Here is a 20,568-nt window from a genome sequence, read left to right as displayed (position 1 = left end):
GTTTTTCAGGCAATGAATACTGTACCCATCGACGGACGATCAACCAGCAATCGAGGAACCATGGCAGATTCAGACAACAACGACAAGCAGACGGCGGCCGGGCTGCGCAAGGGCCTGACCAGCTACGGCGACAGCGGCTTCTCGCTCTTCCTGCGCAAGGCTTTTATCAAGGGCGCGGGCTATACCGACAATGCGCTCGACCGCCCGGTGATCGGCATCGCCAATACCGGCAGCGCCTACAACCCCTGCCACGGCAACATGCCGCAGCTGATCGAAGCGGTCAAGCGCGGCATCATGCTGGCCGGCGGCTTGCCGATGGACTTCCCGACGATTTCGATCCACGAAAGCTTCGCTTCGCCGACCTCGATGTACCTGCGTAACCTGATGTCGATCGACACCGAGGAAATGATCCGCGCCCAGCCGATGGATGCGGTGGTGCTGATCGGCGGCTGCGACAAGACCGTGCCGGCGCAGCTGATGGGCGCCGCTTCGGCCGGCATTCCCGCGATCCAGCTGGTCACCGGCGCGATGCTGACCGGTTCGCACCGTGGCGAGCGCGTCGGCGCCTGCACCGACTGCCGCCGCTACTGGGGCAAATACCGCGCCGACGAAATCGACGATGCGGAAATCGGCGCCGTCAACAACCAGCTGGTGGCCAGCGTCGGCACCTGTTCGGTGATGGGCACGGCCAGCACCATGGCTTGCGTAACCGAAGCGCTGGGCATGATGGTGGCGGGTGGCGCCACGCCGCCGGCCGTGACCGCCGACCGCATCCGCGTGGCCGAGCAGACCGGCGCGACGGCGGTGGCGCTGGCCCGCTCGGGCTTGAGGCCGGACCAGGTCATGACCGGCAAGGCCTTCGAGAATGCGCTGCGCGTGCTGCTGGCGATCGGCGGTTCGACCAACGCGTTGATCCACCTGACCGCGATGGCGGGGCGCCTGGGCATCGAGATCGACCTCGACAAGCTCGACGCCATGGGCCGCGAGACGCCGGTGCTGATCGACCTGAAGCCGTCCGGCCAGTACTACATGGAAGACCTGCACAAGGCCGGCGGCGTGCATGCGCTGCTGCGCGAACTGAAACCCCTGCTGCATCTCGATGCGCTCACGGTATCCGGCCGCACGCTGGGAGAGGAACTCGACGCGGCCGGTCCCGGCTTCCCACAGAACGTGGTGCGCCCGTTCGCCGATCCGATCTATCCGCAGGGCGGCATCGCTGTCTTGCGCGGCAACCTGGCGCCGGGCGGCGCGATCATCAAGCAGTCGGCCGCCAGCGCGGCGCTGATGGAGCACGAAGGGCGCGCGGTCGTGTTCGAGAACATCGAAGACCTGACCGGGCGCATCGACGACGACGCCCTCGACGTGCATGCCGACGACATCCTGGTGCTCAAGCATATCGGCCCGACGGGCGCGAGCATGCCCGAGGCGGGCTACCTGCCGATTCCGAAAAAACTGGCGCGCGCCGGCGTCAAGGACATGGTGCGCATTTCCGATGGCCGCATGAGCGGCACCGCGGCCGGCACCATCGTCCTGCACGTGACGCCGGAGTCGGCGGTCGGCGGCCCGCTGGCCTACGTACAGAACGGCGACCGCATTCGCCTCAGCGTCGAGAGGCGCGAAATCAGCCTGCTGGTGAGCGACGACGAACTGGCGGCGCGCCGCGCGGCCATTCCGGTCGTGCCGCCGACGGCCGAGCGCGGCTACCGGAAGCTGTTCCTCGAGCATGTCACCCAGGCCGACCAGGGCGTCGATTTCGACTTCCTGCGCGCGGTCGGGACGCGCGAGCGGATCCCACGCGGGTGACCTTGGCGCCGCATGTATCCCCAATAAAACGAACGAGAAGATTCGTGAGCGACCGCCCGCCAGCGGGCATTCATCATAACCAGGAGACTTCATGACAATTTCTTCCATCGGCCGCCGCAGAAGCATCGCCATGGCGGCCGGCCTGATGTTCGCCATGACGGCATTCGCCGGCCAGGCGCAGGCGGCCTGGCCCGACAAGCCGGTCCGCCTCATCGTGCCGTATCCGCCCGGCGGCGCCACCGACATCGTCGGCCGCGTGCTGGCGCAAAAGCTGACCGACGCGCTCGGGCAGCAGGTGTATGTCGAGAACCGCGGCGGCGCCGGCGGCAATATCGGCGCGGCGGCCGTCGCCAAGGCGGCGCCCGACGGCTACACGCTGCTGATGGCGGCCGTCACTTCGCATTCGATCATCCAGACGCTCGAACGCAAGACCATCAACTACAACCTGGAAAAGGACTTCGCGCCGGTGACCATGGCCGGGTCGGTGCCGCTGGTCTTCGTCGTCCATCCATCGGTGCCCGCCAAGAACATCAAGGAGCTGATCGCCTATGCCAAGTCGAAGCCGGGCGAACTGACCTATGCCTCGTCGGGGCCGGGCGCGCCGCAGCGCATGGCGGCCGAACTGTTCCAGCGCATCGCCGGGGTCAAGATCCAGCACGTGCCCTATAAAGGCAGCGGTCCGGCCATGAACGACCTGGTCGGCGGCCACGTGCTGACCATGGTGGAGACGGTGCCGGCCGCCCAGGGGTTCGTCAAGGCCGGCAAGCTGCGCGCGCTGGCGGTAACCACGCCGCAGCGCATCCCGATGCTGCCGGAGGTGCCGACCGCGGACGAGCAGGGCTTGAACGGTTTCTCGGTCAGCTCGATGTTCGGCGTGCTGGCGCCGGCGAATACACCGAAACCGATCGTCGCGCGCCTGAACGCGGAGCTGGTCAAGATCCTGCAGCAGCCGGACGTCAAGGAGCAGATGCTGCAGCAGGGCGCGTTCGCCATCTCGAGCACGCCCGAGCAGACGGCCGCGCGCATCAGGCAGGAAATTTCGATGTGGGCCAAGGTGATCGAGGAGCAGAAGATCACGCTGGACTGAGGGGTGTATTTCCGGCCGCGTTGGCATAAATCCGAACAAGCCTTGCGCGACGCGGCCACACCCCCTATAATGCACGTCATTGGGCGGTTAGTTCAGCTGGTTAGAATACTTGGTCGACATCCAAGGGGTCGCAGATTCGAATTCTGCACCGCCCACCAGAATACACATGTAAGAGCGAGAAAGGCACCGACGGTTATGACACCGCGAACTACGACTATGTTGTGGGGGAATCGCTAGACGCGGTCGGGTGTGCTTTTGCTCAACACAACGAAATGAACGCGCCTGGTGCGCGTTTTTTTTCGTCCAATGAATTCAGCTTTATAAATTTTCAACTTTTGCGGCGCTAGCGCCAATTGGAGATCACTATGCTTAACGTGCGACTTCCCGATGGCTCCAGCCGTCAGTTCGACGGCCCCGTGACGGTCGCCCAGGTGGCGACCTCGATTGCGCCGAGCCTTGGCAAGGCGGCGCTCGCCGGCAAGGTCGACGGCAAGGTGGTCGATACCTCGTTCCTGATCGAGCAGGATGCCGATTTCGCCGTCATCACCGACAAGGATCCGGAAGGCCTGGACGTCATCCGCCACTCGACCGCCCACCTGCTGGCGCATGCGGTGAAAGAACTGTTCCCGGATGCCCAGGTCACGATCGGCCCGGTCATCGAGAACGGTTTCTATTACGATTTTTCGTACAAGCGCCCGTTCACGCCGGACGACCTGGCCAAGATCGAAAAGAAAATGGCGGAACTGGCCAAGAAGGACGAGCCGGTCACGCGCAAGGTGCTGCCGCGCGACGAGGCCGTGGCCTATTTCAAATCGATCGGCGAAGAATACAAGGCCGAGATCATCGCCTCGATTCCGGCGGGCGAGGACGTCTCGCTGTATTCGGAAGGCAGCTTCACCGACCTGTGCCGCGGCCCGCACGTGCCGTCTTCGGGCAAGCTGAAAGTCTTCAAGCTGATGAAGCTGGCCGGCGCCTACTGGCGCGGCGACTCGAACAACGAAATGCTGCAGCGCGTTTACGGCACCGCCTGGGCCAAGAAGGAAGACCAGGAGCAATACCTGCACATGCTGGAAGAGGCGGAAAAGCGCGACCACCGCAAACTCGGCAAGGCCCTGGACCTGTTCCACTTCCAGGAAGAAGCGCCGGGCCTGATCTTCTGGCACCCGAAAGGCTGGACCATCTGGCAGCAGGTCGAGCAATACATGCGCCACAAATACCAGGTCAACGGCTACGACGAAGTCAAGGCGCCGCAGATCCTCGACGTCACCCTGTGGCAAAAGACCGGCCACTGGGACAACTACCGTGAAAACATGTTCACGACCGAGTCGGAGAACCGTTCGTATGCGCTCAAGCCGATGAATTGCCCGGGCCACGTGCAGATCTATAACTCGGGCATGAAGAGCTACCGCGACCTGCCGCTGCGCTACGGCGAGTTCGGCCAATGCCACCGCAACGAATCGTCGGGCGCGCTGCACGGCATCATGCGCGTGCGCGGCTTTACCCAGGACGACGGCCACGTATTCTGTACCGAAGAGCAGATCGAAGCGGAAGTGACCGCCTTCCACGCCCAGGCGATGGAAGTCTACGACGACTTCGGCTTCAACAACATCGACGTCAAGCTGGCCTTGCGTCCGGACAGCCGCATCGGCAGCGACGCCATCTGGGACGAAGCGGAAGAAGCGCTGCGTTCGGCCCTGCGCGCCTGCGGCGTGGAGTGGACGGAATTGCCGGGCGAGGGCGCGTTCTACGGTCCGAAGATCGAGTACCACCTGAAGGATAGCCTGGGCCGTCCATGGCAGGTCGGCACGATGCAGGTCGACTTCTCGATGCCGGGCCGTCTCGGCGCCGAATACGTTGCCGAAGACAATACCCGCAAGGTGCCGGTGATGCTGCACCGCGCGATCGTCGGCTCGATGGAACGCTTCATCGGCATCCTGATCGAGAACTATGCCGGCGCACTGCCGCTGTGGCTGGCTCCGGTGCAGGTGGAGGTTCTCAACATTTCTGACGCACAGGCAAGCTATGTGAAAGAAGTGCAAGACCGTCTGAAAAAGGCCGGCTTGCGTGTTCACGCTGATTTGCGGAACGAGAAGATTACCTATAAAATACGTGAACATTCCGTCCAAAAACTGCCATATATCTTAGTTGTTGGCGACAAGGAACGTGAAGCAAACACCGTGGCCGTGCGTGCACGGGGCAATGTCGACCTGGGCACCATGTCCGTCGATGCCCTGATCGAGCGCCTCGTTGGCGAAGTTGCAAACAAAGCCAAGTAAGCCGGCCGGTTATTCAGACATTAAAAGGAAACAACATAGCTACTGACAAGTCGCATCGCATCAATGGCGAAATCACTTACCCGGAAATGCGTCTGTCCGGGGTGGACAACGAGCCGCTGGGTATTGTGAGCCTGGCCGAGGCGTTTCGTCTGGCCGAGGAAAAGAACGTCGACCTCGTGGAAATCGCGCCGAACGCGGTTCCACCGGTCTGCCGCCTCATGGATTACGGCAAGTTCAAGTACTCCGAGCAGAAGAAGGCCCACGAAGCCAAGCTGAAACAGAAGATCATCCAGGTCAAGGAAGTCAAGTTCCGTCCAGGTACCGATGAAGGCGACTACAGCATCAAGCTGCGTAACCTCATCAAGTTCCTCGACGAAGGCGACAAGACCAAGATCACGCTGCGCTTCCGCGGTCGTGAGATGGCCCACCAGGACATCGGCTTCCGCATGCTCGAACGTCTGAAGGGGGATCTCGAGCCGTACGGCCAGGTCGAGCAGTTCCCGAAGATGGAAGGTCGCCAGATGATCATGGTGATTGCTCCGAAAAAGAAGAAATAATTCTCCGATTCGTAGGGTGGGCACTTGTGCCCACGCGTAAACTTCGCACATCGTTGGCTCCGGGTTGAGAAACGGCCCTGCCAACACCGTGCGGGCGTCACGCGTGGGCATGAATGCCCACCCTATGTCATTTTTGCGGCCCTGTGGCAACACGTTTGCCCGCAACCTGTGTTAGAATCTGCGGTTCCTGTTTTTCGAAGCAGGTTGTAGCGGACTGGCACGACGTGTAACGGTTCGCTGCAAAACAAGTGAAAGCAGGCATCTAAGCGCAGCACCACGTTGCCACCTGCAATCCTGTTATATGAGGCTGTCCGTCAAAGGACAGAAGACTATGCCAAAAATGAAAACCAAAAGCAGCGCGAAGAAGCGTTTTCGCGTGCGTCCGGGTGGTACTGTGAAATCGGGTATGGCGTTCAAGCGTCACATCCTGACCAAGAAGACCACCAAGAACAAGCGTCAACTGCGCGGCACCCGTAACATCAATGCGTCGGACGTGACCAGCGTTCTCCGCATGATGCCATCTGCTTAATCTCACACTAAGGAGCTAATATGCCTCGAGTAAAACGTGGGGTTACTGCACGTGCCCGTCATAAGAAAGTTCTTGAGCTTGCCAAAGGCTACCGTGGCCGTCGCTCAAAAGTATTCCGTATTGCCAAGCAAGCAGTCATGCGCGCTGGCCAGTACGCATACCGCGACCGCCGCAACAAGAAGCGCGTCTTCCGCGCACTGTGGATCACCCGTATCAACGCGGCATCGCGTTCGCACGGCATGACCTACAGCGCATTCATGAACGGCCTGAAAAAAGCCGCGATTGAACTGGACCGTAAGGTTCTGGCCGACATGGCCGTGCACGACAAGCCGGCGTTCGCCGCGATCGTCGCTGCCGTCCAGGCCAAGCTGGCTGCCTGAGGCATCCGGTTTTGCAAGTTAGCGCTGCGGTAACGCAGCGCAAAAAGAGCGGGGCATCGGTGCAGACCTATGCCCCGTTTTTGATTCTGGATTGCTGTGAATTTGCTAATACGCTGCCGGCGCGTTGCCTAATTGCGACAAATTGCGGACAATTCACGGTGACCGTGGCTCCTGCCATCCCCTACAGGAAAAGAACACAGATGAACTCGCTCGAAGAACTCGTCGTCTCGGCCCAGGCTGACTTTGGCGCCGCGCCGGATGCGGCCGCGCTGGAAAATGCAAAAGCAAAATACCTCGGCAAGACCGGCCAGGTAACCGAACTGATGAAGGGCCTCGGCAAGCTCGACCCCGAGCAGCGCAAGGCGCAGGGCGCCCTGATCAATGCTGCCAAAGGTCAGATCGAAAACGCATTGACCGCGCGCCGCGACGACCTGGCGAACGCCCAGCTGCAGGAGCGCCTGAACGCCGAAGCGATCGACGTCACCCTGCCGGGCCGCGGCCGCGCCATCGGCGGCATCCATCCGGTGATGCGCACCTGGGAGCGGGTCGAGCAAATCTTCCGCTCGATCGGTTTCGACGTGGCGGACGGCCCCGAAATCGAAACGGACTGGACCAATTTCACCGCCCTGAACAGCCCGGAAAACCATCCGGCGCGTTCGATGCAGGATACCTTCTATATCGAAGGCAACGACAGCACCGGCAAGCCGCTGCTGCTGCGTACCCACACCAGCCCGATGCAGGTACGTTATGCGCGCACCCACACGCCGCCGATCAAGGTGATCGCGCCGGGCCGCACCTACCGCGTCGACAGCGACGCCACCCACTCGCCGATGTTCCACCAGGTCGAAGGCCTGTGGATCGGCGAAGACATTTCCTTCGCAGACTTGAAGGGCGTCTACTTGAACTTCGTGAAAGCCTTCTTCGAGACCGACGACCTGCAGGTGCGTTTCCGCCCCTCCTATTTCCCGTTCACGGAACCGTCGGCCGAGATCGATATCGCCTTCGGTTCGGGCCCGCTCAAGGGGCGCTGGCTGGAAGTGTCGGGCGCCGGCCAGGTACACCCGACCGTCGTGCGCAATTTCGGACTCGATCCGGAAAAGTTCATCGGCTTCGCGTTCGGCTCCGGCCTCGAGCGCCTGACGATGCTGCGCTATGGCATCAATGACCTGCGTCTGTTCTACGAGGGCGACCTTCGCTTCCTCAAGCAGTTCGCTTAAACAGACGGTCATTCATCAACCTGAAAAGTCACGCGGTGACGAGGTAAAAGATTATGCAATTCTCCGAAAACTGGCTCCGTTCCATGGTCAACCCGAACATGAGTTCGGATGAGCTGTCCCACCTGCTGACGATGTCCGGCCTCGAAGTCGAAGAAGTCGAGCCGGTCGCGCCGCCGTTCTCGAACGTGGTCGTGGCCGAAGTGGTCGAAGTGGCCAAGCATCCGAACGCGGATCGCCTGAACGTCTGCCAGGTGAACGTCGGCACCGGTACGCTGCTCAACATCGTGTGCGGCGCGCCGAACGTGCGCGCGGGCATGAAGGCGATCTGCGCCCAGGCCGGCGCAGTGCTGCCGCCGGGCGCGGACGGCAAGCCGTTCGAGATCAAGGTCGGCAAACTGCGCGGCGTCGAGTCGCAGGGCATGATGTGCTCGGCCAAGGAATTGAAAATCTCGGAAGAGAGCAGCGGCCTGATGGAATTGCCCGCGGACGCGCCGGTCGGCGCCAGCATCCGCGACTACCTCGGCCTGGACGACCTGAAGTTCACCATCAAACTGACGCCAAACAAGGCCGATTGCCTGTCGGTGCTGGGCGTGGCGCGTGAAGTGTCTGCGCTCACCGGTACCCCGCTGCACCTGCCGACCACCGTCCCCGTGCCGGTCACGATGGACGAGATCCTGCCTGCGAAGATTTCCGCGCCGGACCTGTGCGGCCGCTTCACCGGCCGCGTGATTCGCGGCCTGGATGCGCGCGCCGCCACGCCGGACTGGATGAAGCAGCGCCTCGAACGCTCGGGCCAGCGCTCGGTGTCGGCCCTGGTCGACATCTCCAACTACGTGATGCTGGAAGTCGGCCGTCCGTCGCACGTGTTCGACATGAACAAGATCCACGGCAGCCTGGACGTGCGCTGGGGCAAGTCGGGCGAAAGCCTCAAGCTCTTGAACGGCAACACGGTCGAGGTCGACGAGTGGGTCGGCGTCATCGCCGACGAGAAGGAAATCGAATCGCTGGCCGGCATCATGGGCGGCGATTCCACCGCCGTCACGCTCGACACTATCGACATCTACCTGGAAGCGGCGTTCTGGTGGCCGAACGCGATCCAGGGCCGTGCGCGCAAGTACAATTTCTCGACCGATGCGGCGCACCGCTTCGAGCGCGGCGTCGATTATGCGACCACGGTCGAGCACATCGAGCGCATCACCGCGCTGATCCTGGAAATCTGTGGCACGCCTGAAACGAAAGTCGGCCCGATCGACGATCAGGTCGCGAACCTGCCCGAGCGCCAGCCGGTCGTGCTGCGCACGGCGCGCGCGCAAAAGGTCATCGGCGTGCCGATCACCGACGAGATGGTGGCCGACATCTTCACGCGGTTGCACCTGCCGTTCACCCATGAGGCGGGTCAGTTCGCGGTGACCGCGCCTTCCTACCGTTTCGACATCGAGATCGAGGAAGACCTGATCGAGGAGGTTGCGCGCGTGTATGGCTTCGAGAACATTCCCGCTAATCCACCGGTGGCGCCGAGCGCGATGCTCATCGAGCCGGAAAACACCCGTTCGCTGTTCGCGATCCGTCACCGCGTGGCTGACCTCGGCTACCAGGAAACCGTCAACATGAGCTTCGTGGAAAGCATCTGGGAGCAGGATTTCGCCGCCAACGACGCGCCGATCAAGCTGCAGAACCCGATCGCCAGCCAGATGAGCGTGATGCGCTCGACCCTGATCGGCGGCCTGCTGGCCAACGTGCGCTATAACCTGAACCGCAAGGCGGGCCGGGTGCGCGTGTTCGAGATCGGCGCCATCTTCAAGCGCAACGCGGCAATTGCCGATGGTCCGCTGAGCGTGGCCGGCTTCGAGCAGCCGAAACGCGTGGCGGCGATGGCCTACGGCCCCGCAACGGACGAGCAGTGGGGCATGCCGAGCCGCGCCGTCGACTACTTCGACGTGAAGGCCGACCTCGAGGCGCTGTTCGCGCCGCGTGTGGTACGCTTCGTCAAGGCTGAGCACCCGGCACTGCACCCGGGCCGCTGCGCCAACGTCGAACTCGATGGCCGTGTGGTCGGCTTTATCGGCGAACTGCATCCGCGCTGGCTGCAAAAGTACGACCTGCCGCAGGCGCCGGTCCTGTTCGAGGTCGATGCCGATGCGCTGCGTGAACGCGTCGTCCCGGTCTACACCGAGATTTCGAAGTTCCCGGGTGCCACGCGCGACCTGGCGCTGGTGGTCAAGCAGGACGTTCCGGCCCAGTCCGTGATCGACACCCTGGCCGCGGCGGGGGCTGCTCATCCGAATGGCAAGATCGTGCAAGCCATTGTTTTATTTGATGAATACCGCGGCAAGGGATTGGAGGCGGACGAAAAATCGCTTGCTTTCCGCCTTAGCTTGCAAGATACTCAATCGACCTTGCAGGACGATGTCGTGGAGGCCGTCATGGCTTGCGTGGCTGAGGCCGCAAGAGAAAAACACAGCGCCAAAATGCGCGGTTAGGAACTGTCCCGGCAGGTTCTAAACAATCCAAAACATGTCCAGATCGAAGGCAGGGCTTCAAAATTAATAACAACGACGTTGATTCGGCCGTATTCCAGGAGGCCCTGGCGGCCGACCTGCATCGTGCAATGCAGGTAGCGCGCGTACGGAAGGAAGCGGAGAAGGACCTGCCGACCCTGACCAAGGCCGAGCTGGCCGAACTGCTCTTCGAGCAGGTCGGTTTGAACAAGCGCGAAGCCAAGGACATGGTCGAGACCTTCTTCGACGAAATCCGTAACGCGCTCGAGCGTGGCGAGGCAGTCAAGCTGTCCGGCTTCGGCAACTTCCAGTTGCGCGACAAGCCGCAGCGGCCGGGCCGCAATCCGAAAACCGGGGAAGAAATCCCGATCACGGCGCGCCGCGTCGTGACTTTCCACGCCAGCCAGAAACTGAAGGGCATGGTCGAAGAAACCAGCCCGGCGTCGTCGCTGGCACGCGCCGCCTGAGTGCACCGTGCCGACCGCGTCCGCGAAGTGCGTCTCGAAGTGCGTCTCGAAGTGCGTCTGAAAGTGAGCCATGAACGATCGTCCGAACAAGATTGAACTGACCGCGTTGCCGCCGATCCCGGCCAAGCGCTATTTCACGATCGGCGAAGTCAGCGAATTGTGCGGCGTCAAGCCGCACGTATTGCGCTACTGGGAACAGGAATTTACACAGCTGAAGCCGGTCAAACGCCGAGGTAACCGCCGCTACTACCAGCACCACGAAGTGCTGCTGATCCGGCGCATTCGCGAACTGCTCTACGAACAGGGCTTCACGATCAGCGGCGCCCGCAACAAGCTCGACAGCCGCGCCAGCCACCTGGCCGCCGGCATCGAAGAAGTGCAGGTCGAGGAAATGCCTGTCGTCGATACGGCCAGATTGCGTGCCGATCTGCTTGACATCATTGCTTTATGCAAGCAAAGCATCCGGGCAGTCCAAGAGACGCGATAAAACCGTAGCGAGCGGCGGCAATGTCGTTCGAGCCGCCAAGGCGGTGATGCTCGCTGTACGTGAGTACAGGGAGCTATCGCCTTGGCGGCGCAGAGCGACAGTGCAACGCGCAGTAGGTTTGATCGGGTCTCTTGGCTTAACGTAGCGTTAACGCTGCAGTCGTGCGCTGTTGTAGTAGGGCGCATGAGTGCTAAAATGTTACATGCGGCTTGGATACCAACGCACGACAGCCGGGGTGGGCTAACCCGGCACTTTCCTGTGCCAGGAAAATTTAAGGGAAGATAATGATACGCGTTGCCATTTGTGACGATCACCAGATAGTTCGAGCAGGTTTCAAACAGATTTTCTCCTCGTCCGGCGATTTCGAAGTCGTCGCTGAAGGCGCCACCGGCCGCGAGGCACTGGACATTGCTCGTCGTGAAATCTGCGACGTGCTGCTGCTCGACATCGCCATGCCCGACCAGAGCGGGATCGACATTTTGCGCACGATTCGCCAGGGTCAGCCGAACCTGCCGGTCTTGATTCTCTCCGGCTACCCTGCGCAACAGTACGCACTGAACCTGTTCAAGATGGGCGCCAACGGCTACCTGAACAAGGAATGCGATGCGGACGAGTTGAAGACGGCCGTGCGTACCGTGTTCCAGGGGCGCCGCTACGTGAGCTCGACCGTCGGCGAACTGCTGGCGCAGAGTTTCGACCGCGATCCGAACACGGCGCTACATACCGAACTGTCGGACCGCGAGTTCCAGGTGTTCCTGCGCCTCGCCAAGGGCGCCACCGTGTCCGATATCGGGAATGCGTTGTCGCTGTCGATCAAGACCGTGTCGACCTACCGCACCCGCATCATGGAAAAGATGGGACTGCAGTCGAACAGCGACCTGACCTACTATGCCATGAAGAACAACCTGCTCGACTAAACCTCGATCCACGCAGGTTTGCGAGCGCCGCCCGGCGCTCGCCCTCGGCCGGCAGCTAACAGCCGGCCAGCGGCATCGGCCGCAGGAGCGTCATCGCGCACTGTCCGCGCCGTGTCATGCTGTCATCGAATGGCAGCACGCGGCGCCGGTCACTGCCGCACCTCTGTCTGATCCCACCTACACCGCAAGATTGCCAGGCTGCATTTATGGCCTGTAAGCACTATAATCAGCTCGGTGCGGCAAGTTCCGCGAAAGGAACCAGCAGATGCATTTCTCCTCCGACCCACTCCCGAAACGCCCGCGCTCGCTTCCCCTGTACAAGACGTTGCTGTGCTTTGCCTGCGTGGCGATCCTGCTGGTGAACGGCATCAGCCTGCTGCGCAACCTCGATGCGATGAAGGCGGCCAATTCCCTGCAAGACCAGACCACGGAGGTGACCGAGGAACTGCAGCACCTGAACCTGCTCGTCACCGATGCCGAAAGCAGTTTGCGCGGCTATTTCCTGTCCGGTTCGCCGCTCTACCTGGGCGCCGTCAACGGGGCGCCGGCCCAGATCGACAGTCAGTTGCGCAAGCTGAGCGCGCTGCTGGCCGACAATCCATCGCAGCAAAAGAACCTGGCCCAGTTACGCGCGCTGGTCGAGCACCAGTTGCGCATGATGAACGAGGCACTGACGATCTACCGCGACGGCGGCCTGCAGGAAATCCTCACCATCAGCGGCGCGCCGTCCGAGGGCGACAGCGACGAGATCCGCCTGCAGGTGGTGATCATGCTGAGCGAACAGAACGAACTGCTGAACGCGCGCAGCGCCGCCTTTTATGACCAGTACCGCCATGCCGTGATCCTGGGGCTGGGCATCAATGCCGCCGCGATCGTCGTGCTGTTGCTGTTCTACCAGTTGGTGCAGCGCAGTTTTGCCGCGCGTGCGCGCGCCGAGGCAGCCTTGCAGGCGGCCAACGAGCAACTCGAATCGACGGTGGCGCGCCGCACCGAGCAGTTGTCCGTCTTGTCGCGTCATCTGATCCATGTTTCGGAAGAAGAAAAATCGCGCCTCGCGCGCGAGCTGCACGACGAAATGGGCGCCAACCTGACGGCGATCGGCATGGATCTGGCCACCGTCGGCGAGCAGTTGCGCAGCAGCCGCCCCGACCTGGCGGCGATGCTGGCGCGCGCCCGCGCGACCCTGGTCGATACGGTGCAGCTCAAGCGCCGCATCGTCGAAGACCTGCGCCCGAGCCTGCTCGACAACCTGGGCCTGGCCGCGGCCCTGCAGAGTTACTGCGAGGATTACGCGCGCATCACCGGACTCGATTGCGACGTGCTGATCGACGGCGAGGTCGATTCCGCCGGGCCGATGCATGCGATCGCACTGTTCCGTATTGTGCAGGAATCGCTCAACAACATTGCCAAGTATGCGCGGGCGCGCAGCGTCATCGTGCACCTGGCGCGCGAAGACGACAGCCTGGCGCTGGAAGTGACCGACGACGGCGTCGGCATCGCACCGGATGCGCTGACGCGCACCAAATCGCACGGCTTGCTGGGCATGCGCGAACGCGCTCTGCTGCTAGGCGGCAAACTCGATGTCGAGCGTGGTGTGAATGGGGTGGGAACCTGCGTTCGGGCCTGGATTCCGGCAATGGCAACCCAGGCGGGTGCCGTGGCATGGATGCCGCCGGACCCATCGCCGGTCATGCCGGCGGTGGGTAGTGGCGATCTGGGGAAGTGCGCAGCCTGATTTGACGGCGCATGTGAATGTAGGGTGGACGGCTATACCTTAGCGCCGGAACATGGTCGGCGTTAATGCCGTCCACGCGTCACCGGCGCAAACAACCGCTTAGCGTGCCGCCACGTCCATCAGCAGACGGTCGTATTCGGTCTTGGCGACCTTGTAGCATTCGCCTGCATATTCTTCCAGGCCGGCGCGGTCGAGTACGGTAATGTTGCCGCGGCGGTACTGGATCAGGCCTTCGTCCTGCAGCTTGCCGGCCGCTGCGGTGATGCTTTCGCGGCGCACGCCCAGCATGATCGAAATCAGTTCCTGGGTCACTTTCAGCTCGTTGCCTGGCGAACGGTCCAGGCGGTCCAGCAGCCAGCGGCACAGTTTCTGTTCGATCGAGCTGTGGCGGCCGCCAACGGCGTTCTGGGCCATCTGGGCGAACAGGGCGTTGGTGTAGCGCATCAGCAGCTGGGGCAGGGCGCCGCCTTTCATGAAGGCATCGCGCAGATATTGGGTTTTCAGGCGGTAGCCGTAGCCGGCACTCTGGACCACGGCGCTGCACATGGCACGTTCACCCATGAAGAGCGACACGCCCACCACGCCTTCGTGGCCGACAACGGCGATCTCGGTGGTGGCGCCGTCTTCCATCACATATAGCAGCGACACGATTGAAGTCGTAGGGAAATACACGTATTCCAATTTGCTGCCATACTCAAAGAGTTCCTTGCCGAAAGGCATAGGAACCAGCTCGAGGTGTTCGAACAGGGTTTCCAGGTCCTGGCGGGGAAGGGCGCCGAGCAATTCGTTTTGCTGGGTACCGGAGAAACTGACAACTGGACGGGACGCCGCTTTGATATCGTCTTTGGTCGAAAGGAGCTGGTTGACCGATTGTGCTTTTTGCGTGACACCACCGAGTTGAGCGTTGTTCATTTTCTGTCCTCTTATCTGACTTGCTGCATGGAGTGCGAATTTACTGAGACTTTTCTTGCCACCTGGTAGAAGTTGACAATGTCTTAATCGCGATGTGTGTACGATACGGCTTCCGTCTGTTGGCGAACATAAGACTTGGGGTTGCCCCTGTGTAGGCAGTATGCATGGTGTCGTGTCAGTCCAGTCCTACTGGGAAAAATGCTGTAAATCAGGCTTTTTACGGGCTTTTTGTTCAGGTGGCGTAAGGAATTGCCGCATAATGATTGCTCCCGCAACCATATTTCTTCCGGCACGCGCATGCATGTCCTACTCGTCGAAGACGACGCCGTCCTGGCCGACGGCCTGACCCGTACCCTGCAGGGCCACGGTATACAGGTCGAACTGGCGACCGACGGCCTGCAAGCCGACGCCCAACTGCAACGCAACCCTCCGCAAGTGGCCGTGCTCGACATCGGCTTGCCCGGCATCGACGGCTACGAAGTCGTGCGCCGCCTGCGCGCCCGCGGCGACACGACGCCGGTACTGCTGCTGACCGCGCGCGACGCTATCGAAGACCGCGTGCGCGGCCTCGAACTCGGCGCCGACGACTATCTGATCAAACCTTTCGCCACGCCAGAGCTGGTGGCGCGCATCCGCGCGCTGGGCCGGCGTAACGCCCCCAAGTCCGGCATCCTCGTCCTTGGCAACCTGGTCCTCGATTCCGGCGCCCGGCGCGCACGCATTGGCGAGCGGCCACTGGAACTGTCGGCGCGCGAATGGGCGGTGCTCGAATACCTGCTGCAGCAGGCCGGCCGGGTGGTGTCCAAACAGCAGATCATCGACACCATCGCGCCCTGGGGCGAAGACCTGACCCTGAACGCGGTCGAAGTCTACGTCTCGCGCCTGCGCATCAAGCTCGAAGGCGCCGGCATCGCCCTGCGCACGATCCGCGGTTTCGGCTACCTGCTGGAAGCAGCGCCCTCCACCTGAGATGACCGGTATTCCCAGCATACGCATCCGCCTGCTCAAGTGGCTGGTCGGCCCGATCCTGGTCGTCAACCTGGGCGCCGCGGCGCTGACTTACCTGCTGGCCTGGACCCCGGCCCAGCTTGCCTTCGATGAAGCCTTGCAGGGCGATGCTGCTGCGCTTGCTGCCCGTGTCCAAGTCGGCGGCGCACCCGTGCTCGCGAACGTCGTCGCCGACAGCGGCGCGGGCGAAGCGACCTGGGCCGCCTTGCACGATGCCGGCGGCAAGCTGCTGGCCGGCACGCCCCAGCTGCAAGGAGCGCAGCGCCCGGGCATGCGCGATGCACAGCTGGCCGGCGAGCCGGTACGCGTGGCGGTGGCCGCGGTGCCCGGTTCGAACGGCCAGCACCTTAGCCTGGCGCGCACCACGCGCGCGCGGCAAGGGGTGCAGGCCGCGATCGTGCGCTCGCTGGTGCTGCTCGAAGTGCTGTTCAGCCTGGCGCTGGTGGGGTTGGTCTGGTTCTCGGTCGGCAATGGCCTGGCGCCGCTGGCGCGCCTGCGCGCCCGCCTCGACGCGCGCGGCAGCAGCGACCTGGCGCCGATCGACGACGACGGCATGCCGCGCGAACTGGTGCCGGTGGTCGACGCCTTCAATGCCTTGCTGGGCCGGATCGATGCCGGCGCGCGCGCCCAGGACGAGTTCCGCGCGAATGTCGCGCACCAGCTGCGCACCCCGCTGGCCGGGCTGCGCCTGCAACTGGAATGGCTGGCGGCGCGCCACGCGCACGATCCCGACACCCGCCGTTCGGTCGAGCTGATGCTGGGCGCGAACGAGCGCATGATCCGGCAAACCAACCAGCTGCTCTCGCTCGAGCGCGCCGAACCGAACCGCTTTGCGCGCGCCCGCCTGGCGCCGCTCGACCTGGCCGAACTGGTGGCCGGCAGCGTCCAGAACTTCGTCGAACAGGCCGCCAAGCGCGACATCGACCTCGGCTTCGAGCTCGTGGAGGCAGCCGTGCAGGGAGACCGCTTCCTGCTGCGCGACCTGGTCGACAACCTGGTCGACAATGCATTGCGCTATACGCCGCCGGGCGGGCGCGTCACCGTCAGCTGCGCCGCCCTGGCCGGGGGCGGCAGCCTGCTGCGCGTCGAAGACAACGGCCCCGGCATCCCGGAACACCTGCGCGAGCAAGTGTTCGAGCGCTTCGTGCGCCTTGACGAAGGCACCCACGGCAGCGGCCTGGGACTGGCGATCGTGCGCGACATCGCCAACCTGCATGCGGCCGAACTGAGCCTCGCGGACGCTCCCGGCGGCGGCGCCGTATTCACAATCACATTTCCCTAGGATATAAATCGTCCTGCCGACTGCATTTGTCAGCTTCCCGTCAGCATTTCCTCAGGGTAATGCAAGTTTCGGTCAGTATTATTCCCCAAGGCAACTTTTCTTTCCGGCGTCATGTTTATTGCGCGCCGTTTCCACCTTCGGGAACCACATGAAACCTCAGGCTGGCTTCACGCTCATCGAACTCATGATCACGGTCGCGATCATCGGCATCCTGTCCGCGATCGCCGTGCCGCAATACGGCAACTACGTCCTGCGCGCGCGTTTGACTGATGCCTATGCGGGCCTGGCGGGCGTGCAGCCGCAGGCGGAGCAGCACTGGTCGAACACGAATTCCTACGTCGACTTCAACCGGCTGCCGGCCAACACCGACAATTTCACCTTCGCCGTGGCCAGCGCCAGCGAGACCGCCTACCTGATCACCGCTACCGGCAAGAACGCCACCAGCGGCTTCGTCTTCACGATCGACCAGAACGGCCAGCGCGCTACGACCGGGGTGCCGAGCGGCTGGACCGCGAGCGCCAGTTGCTGGGTGCGCGACAAGGGCGGGAAGTGTAGTCAATGAGGCACGTGATGAGGCACCGCGCGGGCCTGCCTCGCCTGCGCGGCTTCACCCTGATCGAAGCCATGATCGCGCTGGCCATCCTCGCCATCGCGCTATCGATCGGCATGCCGCGCATGAACGACTGGATCTACGCCAGTAAGGTCGCCGCCGCCGGCCAGTTCTATGCCGAGGGCTTGACGCTGGCGCGCAACCAGGCGCTCACCCACAACGGCGCCAGCCGGCTGGTGCTCTCCACGAACGCCGGCAACGGCCAGTTCGACTGGCGCGTCGACGTCTGCTTCCCGAGTCCGGACACGCCGTGCAACGACGGCAGCAGCAACTGGTCGACGCCGCTGGCGCCGGCCGGCGACGACCCCGAAGGCGCCGCCGGCTTCAAGTCGGTGCTGCGCGTGGCGGACGCGCTGCCGCCCAGCAGCGAGCTGGCGATCTCCAGCGGCGAGGACAATCCCCGCGCGGTGTATTTCACGCCGCTCGGCTGGGTCAATCCGGCCATCGGCCCGCGCCTGGAACGCCTCGACCTCACCCCGACCGCCAGGATGGCCGGCAAGGCGCCGGCCTCCGCGCTGGTGCTGACGCTGGCCGGCATCGCCACCCGCTGCAAGCCCGATGTTGCCGCTACCGACTCCCGGAGGTGCCCGCCATGAACCGATTACGCTTCACTCCACGCCGCCAGCAGGGCGTCGCCCTGCTCGAAGCCCTGATCGCCGCCGTGTTGCTGGCAATCGGCCTGCTCGGCACCATCGGCTTGCAGGCGCGCGCCTACTCGGCCCTGTCGGATGCCGGCATGCGCTCGGAAGCGACCATCGCCGCCGAGCGCCTGATCGGCGTGATGACGACCGACAGCGGCCACCTGAACGACTACGTGCTGGCCGCCGGCGGCACACCTGGCCAGCGCCTGCGGCCCTGGTACAGCGCCACCCGCAAGAGCATTCCCGGCGCCACCGTCAGCGTGACCGTCACCGCCGGCAGCGGCGCCGGCGCGCCCAGCCTGGTGGCGATCACGATCGGCTGGCAGCGCAAGGCCGACGCGCCCGCCAACCGCCACGCCGTGCGCGCCTACATCTAGGGGAGGGCGCATGCGAACCACTCCGCGCTCCGGCGGTTTTTCCGTCGTCGAACTGCTGGTCAGCCTGGTCATCGGCCTGCTGGCGCTGGGCTTTGCCACGCGTCTCGTCACCGGTTCCGAGCAGGCCAAATCGGCGGCCCTGGGCAGCTCGGACTCGATGCAGAACGGGATGCTGGCGATGTTCTCGATCAGCGGCGACGCCCAGCAGGCGGGTTTCGGCCTGAACGACCCGCTCCTGCTCGGTTGCGACACCCATTTTGTCGACGACGACGGCTTCGTGCTGGCCGACGCGCCGCGCGGCGCCGCCACCGTCAAGCCGCTCGCCCCCGCCATCATCGAGTCAGGCGGCGCCGGTCCCGACCGCATCAGCCTGTATTCCGGCAGTTCGCTCAGCGGCACCGGCACGGTGCGCTTGATCACCAATTACATCGGCGGCACCAACCTCGACCTGGACCGGGAACCGTTCGGCTTCGCCAGCGGCGACGTGGTCGTGGTGGCGCCCGAAGACCGGGTCGGCAAGTGCGCGCTGACGCAAGTGTCGGAAGCGCCCGGCACCGCGGCGGCGCTGTCTGTGGCCGGCGGCGAGGGCTTCCGCTACAACACCGGTTCGCTCGGCCGCAACTTCAAGGGCGGCACCACGCGCGTCTTCAACCTGGGTCCGGCGGCCGGGCTGTCGCTGCATACCTGGTCGGTCGCCAACGGCTTCCTGCGCCTGCGCGCGACCGACATGGCCGGCGCCGCCTCGGCGCCGGCGACGGTGGCCGACAACATCGTCTCGATCAAGGCGCAGTACGGTTTCGACACGCGCACCGGCGGCGCCTTTGCGCCCAAGGATGGCCTGCGCGTCGGCAAATGGTCGGCGACGATGATCGACGCCGACGGCGACAGCCAGGTCGGCGGCGCCGGCGACTACGAACACATGGCGGCGCTGCGCATTGCCGTGGTCGCGCGCAGCAAGACGCGCGAGCGGCCGGATGCGGCCGGCGCCTGCAGCGCCACCACGGTCCTGCCGACCGTGTTCGCCAGTGCCGAGCCTTTCGACGTCACGCCCGCGCCGATCCAGGTCGACGTGACCGTGGCCGGCGACGGCGCCGACTGGCGCTGCTACCGCTACCGCGTGTTCGAAACCATCGTCCCGCTGAAGAATGCACTCTGGAGGCCTTGAGATGACCCGATTCACGTACTTGCCCGTGCACCGCGCCCAGCGCGGCATCGCGCTGCCCGTCGTGCTGATCATCCTGCTGGTGATGCTGGTGTCGAGCATCTACCTGCTCAAGTCGAGCAATTCGACCACGCTCACGGCCGCCAACCTGGCCTACGATTCGGCCCAGGGCAGGGCAGTCGACGCCGGCCTGCACCAGGGCTTCCAGTGGCTGAGCGACACCGCGCGCACCAGCCGCGCCCTGCTCAACAGCGACTCGCCCGGCAACGGCTACGTCTCGTACCTGATCGCCGGGCAAAGCACGCGCTCGGACGCGTTCTGGGAAGGCGGGCGCGTAATCCAGGTCAACAACCAGCGCATCGAGTACGTGATCCACCGCCTGTGCTCGCGTAACCTGCCGTACGACCACAAGGACAACGCCTGCGTCCAGACCTCGGACAATCCGTCGGCCATGGGTTCGTCGGTCAAGGCCGGCGACAGCATGGCCATGGATGCGCCGCAGTTCGCGGCGATCCCGAAAGTGCATTACGTCGTCACCGCGCGCGTCGCCGGCGCCAGGGGCGGCAATGTCGTCAACCAGCTGGTCGTGCAGATCGGCGCCTGACGGGCGCCCCGCACAATGA

Annotated in this window: 20 protein-coding genes and 1 tRNA gene; 20 read left to right on the top strand and 1 reads right to left on the bottom strand. The window is 63.6% G+C overall.

All coding sequences use genetic code 11. The features are described 5' to 3' along the window. Positions 1-60: 60 nt before the first annotated feature. The 13 genes from AC56LG_RS18410 to AC56LG_RS18350 all read left to right on the top strand — a co-directional run bounded on the left by AC56LG_RS18410 (position 61) and on the right by AC56LG_RS18350 (position 13,953). Positions 61-1,803 (top strand): IlvD/Edd family dehydratase, encoded by a 1,743-nt coding sequence (locus tag AC56LG_RS18410; protein ID WP_497167509.1) that lies wholly within the window; start codon positions 61-63, stop codon positions 1,801-1,803. A 91-nt stretch (positions 1,804-1,894) separates the two neighbouring features. After that, complete coding sequence (locus tag AC56LG_RS18405; RefSeq protein WP_497167508.1) at positions 1,895-2,890, top strand: Bug family tripartite tricarboxylate transporter substrate binding protein; 996 nt, start codon at positions 1,895-1,897, stop codon at positions 2,888-2,890. Between the two features lie 81 nt (positions 2,891-2,971). Continuing rightward, positions 2,972-3,048: transfer RNA gene (locus AC56LG_RS18400), tRNA-Val, on the top strand. Positions 3,049-3,255: 207 nt separating this feature from the next. Further along, a complete protein-coding gene (thrS, locus tag AC56LG_RS18395) occupies positions 3,256-5,166 on the top strand; it encodes a threonine--tRNA ligase (RefSeq protein ID WP_497167507.1) in 1,911 nt (636 codons plus the stop codon). 11 nt (positions 5,167-5,177) lie between these two features. Further along, positions 5,178-5,723: a translation initiation factor IF-3 gene (infC, locus tag AC56LG_RS18390; RefSeq protein ID WP_497167711.1), complete on the top strand. Its 546-nt coding sequence runs from the start codon at positions 5,178-5,180 to the stop codon at positions 5,721-5,723. Between the two features lie 331 nt (positions 5,724-6,054). Then, positions 6,055-6,252, top strand: a complete 198-nt coding sequence (rpmI, locus tag AC56LG_RS18385) for a 50S ribosomal protein L35 (RefSeq protein ID WP_057262756.1) — start codon at positions 6,055-6,057, stop codon at positions 6,250-6,252. Between the two features lie 20 nt (positions 6,253-6,272). After that, entirely contained in the window at positions 6,273-6,632 is a 360-nt protein-coding gene (gene rplT / locus AC56LG_RS18380; RefSeq protein ID WP_056334468.1) for a 50S ribosomal protein L20, read from the top strand. A gap of 200 nt (positions 6,633-6,832) precedes the next feature. After that, the gene (gene pheS, locus AC56LG_RS18375) at positions 6,833-7,849 is read left to right on the top strand and encodes a phenylalanine--tRNA ligase subunit alpha (protein ID WP_497167506.1); all 1,017 of its coding nucleotides are present in this window, start codon (positions 6,833-6,835) and stop codon (positions 7,847-7,849) included. 53 nt (positions 7,850-7,902) lie between these two features. After that, entirely contained in the window at positions 7,903-10,329 is a 2,427-nt protein-coding gene (gene pheT / locus AC56LG_RS18370) for a phenylalanine--tRNA ligase subunit beta (protein WP_497167505.1), read from the top strand. A gap of 128 nt (positions 10,330-10,457) precedes the next feature. Beyond that, positions 10,458-10,814 (top strand): integration host factor subunit alpha, encoded by a 357-nt coding sequence (locus tag AC56LG_RS18365; protein ID WP_192052136.1) that lies wholly within the window; start codon positions 10,458-10,460, stop codon positions 10,812-10,814. A gap of 70 nt (positions 10,815-10,884) precedes the next feature. Beyond that, a complete protein-coding gene (locus tag AC56LG_RS18360; RefSeq protein WP_497167504.1) occupies positions 10,885-11,301 on the top strand; it encodes a MerR family transcriptional regulator in 417 nt (138 codons plus the stop codon). Between the two features lie 284 nt (positions 11,302-11,585). Next, positions 11,586-12,218, top strand: a complete 633-nt coding sequence (locus tag AC56LG_RS18355) for a response regulator (RefSeq protein WP_056334485.1) — start codon at positions 11,586-11,588, stop codon at positions 12,216-12,218. Between the two features lie 265 nt (positions 12,219-12,483). Next, positions 12,484-13,953 (top strand): CHASE3 domain-containing protein, encoded by a 1,470-nt coding sequence (locus tag AC56LG_RS18350; protein WP_497167503.1) that lies wholly within the window; start codon positions 12,484-12,486, stop codon positions 13,951-13,953. A gap of 99 nt (positions 13,954-14,052) precedes the next feature. Here AC56LG_RS18350 and AC56LG_RS18345 read toward each other — a convergent pair whose 3' ends face one another. Continuing rightward, complete coding sequence (locus AC56LG_RS18345; RefSeq protein ID WP_192052133.1) at positions 14,053-14,865, bottom strand: Crp/Fnr family transcriptional regulator; 813 nt, start codon at positions 14,863-14,865, stop codon at positions 14,053-14,055. A 297-nt stretch (positions 14,866-15,162) separates the two neighbouring features. On the opposite strand from AC56LG_RS18345, the gene AC56LG_RS18340 reads away from it, so the two are divergent. The 7 genes from AC56LG_RS18340 to AC56LG_RS18310 all read left to right on the top strand — a co-directional run bounded on the left by AC56LG_RS18340 (position 15,163) and on the right by AC56LG_RS18310 (position 20,549). Continuing rightward, on the top strand, positions 15,163-15,834 hold the full coding sequence (locus AC56LG_RS18340) for a response regulator transcription factor (RefSeq protein ID WP_497167502.1): 672 nt from the start codon (positions 15,163-15,165) through the stop codon (positions 15,832-15,834). Position 15,835: 1 nt separating this feature from the next. Beyond that, on the top strand, positions 15,836-17,155 hold the full coding sequence (locus AC56LG_RS18335; protein ID WP_497167501.1) for a sensor histidine kinase: 1,320 nt from the start codon (positions 15,836-15,838) through the stop codon (positions 17,153-17,155). Between the two features lie 148 nt (positions 17,156-17,303). Beyond that, positions 17,304-17,717 (top strand): type IV pilin protein, encoded by a 414-nt coding sequence (locus AC56LG_RS18330; RefSeq protein ID WP_497167500.1) that lies wholly within the window; start codon positions 17,304-17,306, stop codon positions 17,715-17,717. 8 nt (positions 17,718-17,725) lie between these two features. Next, positions 17,726-18,361, top strand: coding sequence for a pilus assembly FimT family protein (locus AC56LG_RS18325; RefSeq protein ID WP_497167499.1), 636 nt, complete (start codon positions 17,726-17,728; stop codon positions 18,359-18,361). Beyond that, positions 18,358-18,783 carry a type IV pilus modification PilV family protein gene (locus tag AC56LG_RS18320; RefSeq protein WP_497167498.1) on the top strand — a complete coding sequence of 142 codons (426 nt, stop codon included), beginning with the start codon at positions 18,358-18,360 and terminating at the stop codon, positions 18,781-18,783. The genes AC56LG_RS18325 and AC56LG_RS18320 overlap by 4 nt, the downstream gene beginning before the upstream one ends. Before the next feature lie 10 nt (positions 18,784-18,793). Further along, a complete protein-coding gene (locus tag AC56LG_RS18315) occupies positions 18,794-19,948 on the top strand; it encodes a PilW family protein (protein ID WP_497167497.1) in 1,155 nt (384 codons plus the stop codon). Between the two features lies 1 nt (position 19,949). Beyond that, the gene (locus AC56LG_RS18310) at positions 19,950-20,549 is read left to right on the top strand and encodes a pilus assembly PilX family protein (RefSeq protein ID WP_497167496.1); all 600 of its coding nucleotides are present in this window, start codon (positions 19,950-19,952) and stop codon (positions 20,547-20,549) included. Positions 20,550-20,568 lie beyond the last annotated feature (19 nt).

The organism is Telluria sp. ZB2R32 (genome assembly GCF_059685715.1).
This window is presented reverse-complemented; position numbering and strand designations above follow the sequence as displayed.

Coding starts and splice junctions, on each gene's coding strand:
- AC56LG_RS18410 (WP_497167509.1), top strand. CDS start 61: ATGGCAGATTCAGACAACAACGACAAGCAGACGGCGGCCGGGCTGCGC.
- AC56LG_RS18405 (WP_497167508.1), top strand. CDS start 1,895: ATGACAATTTCTTCCATCGGCCGCCGCAGAAGCATCGCCATGGCGGCC.
- thrS (WP_497167507.1), top strand. CDS start 3,256: ATGCTTAACGTGCGACTTCCCGATGGCTCCAGCCGTCAGTTCGACGGC.
- rpmI (WP_057262756.1), top strand. CDS start 6,055: ATGCCAAAAATGAAAACCAAAAGCAGCGCGAAGAAGCGTTTTCGCGTG.
- rplT (WP_056334468.1), top strand. CDS start 6,273: ATGCCTCGAGTAAAACGTGGGGTTACTGCACGTGCCCGTCATAAGAAA.
- pheS (WP_497167506.1), top strand. CDS start 6,833: ATGAACTCGCTCGAAGAACTCGTCGTCTCGGCCCAGGCTGACTTTGGC.
- pheT (WP_497167505.1), top strand. CDS start 7,903: ATGCAATTCTCCGAAAACTGGCTCCGTTCCATGGTCAACCCGAACATG.
- AC56LG_RS18365 (WP_192052136.1), top strand. CDS start 10,458: ATGCAGGTAGCGCGCGTACGGAAGGAAGCGGAGAAGGACCTGCCGACC.
- AC56LG_RS18360 (WP_497167504.1), top strand. CDS start 10,885: ATGAACGATCGTCCGAACAAGATTGAACTGACCGCGTTGCCGCCGATC.
- AC56LG_RS18355 (WP_056334485.1), top strand. CDS start 11,586: ATGATACGCGTTGCCATTTGTGACGATCACCAGATAGTTCGAGCAGGT.
- AC56LG_RS18350 (WP_497167503.1), top strand. CDS start 12,484: ATGCATTTCTCCTCCGACCCACTCCCGAAACGCCCGCGCTCGCTTCCC.
- AC56LG_RS18345 (WP_192052133.1), bottom strand. CDS start 14,865: ATGAACAACGCTCAACTCGGTGGTGTCACGCAAAAAGCACAATCGGTC.
- AC56LG_RS18340 (WP_497167502.1), top strand. CDS start 15,163: ATGCATGTCCTACTCGTCGAAGACGACGCCGTCCTGGCCGACGGCCTG.
- AC56LG_RS18335 (WP_497167501.1), top strand. CDS start 15,836: ATGACCGGTATTCCCAGCATACGCATCCGCCTGCTCAAGTGGCTGGTC.
- AC56LG_RS18330 (WP_497167500.1), top strand. CDS start 17,304: ATGAAACCTCAGGCTGGCTTCACGCTCATCGAACTCATGATCACGGTC.
- AC56LG_RS18325 (WP_497167499.1), top strand. CDS start 17,726: ATGAGGCACCGCGCGGGCCTGCCTCGCCTGCGCGGCTTCACCCTGATC.
- AC56LG_RS18320 (WP_497167498.1), top strand. CDS start 18,358: ATGAACCGATTACGCTTCACTCCACGCCGCCAGCAGGGCGTCGCCCTG.
- AC56LG_RS18315 (WP_497167497.1), top strand. CDS start 18,794: ATGCGAACCACTCCGCGCTCCGGCGGTTTTTCCGTCGTCGAACTGCTG.
- AC56LG_RS18310 (WP_497167496.1), top strand. CDS start 19,950: ATGACCCGATTCACGTACTTGCCCGTGCACCGCGCCCAGCGCGGCATC.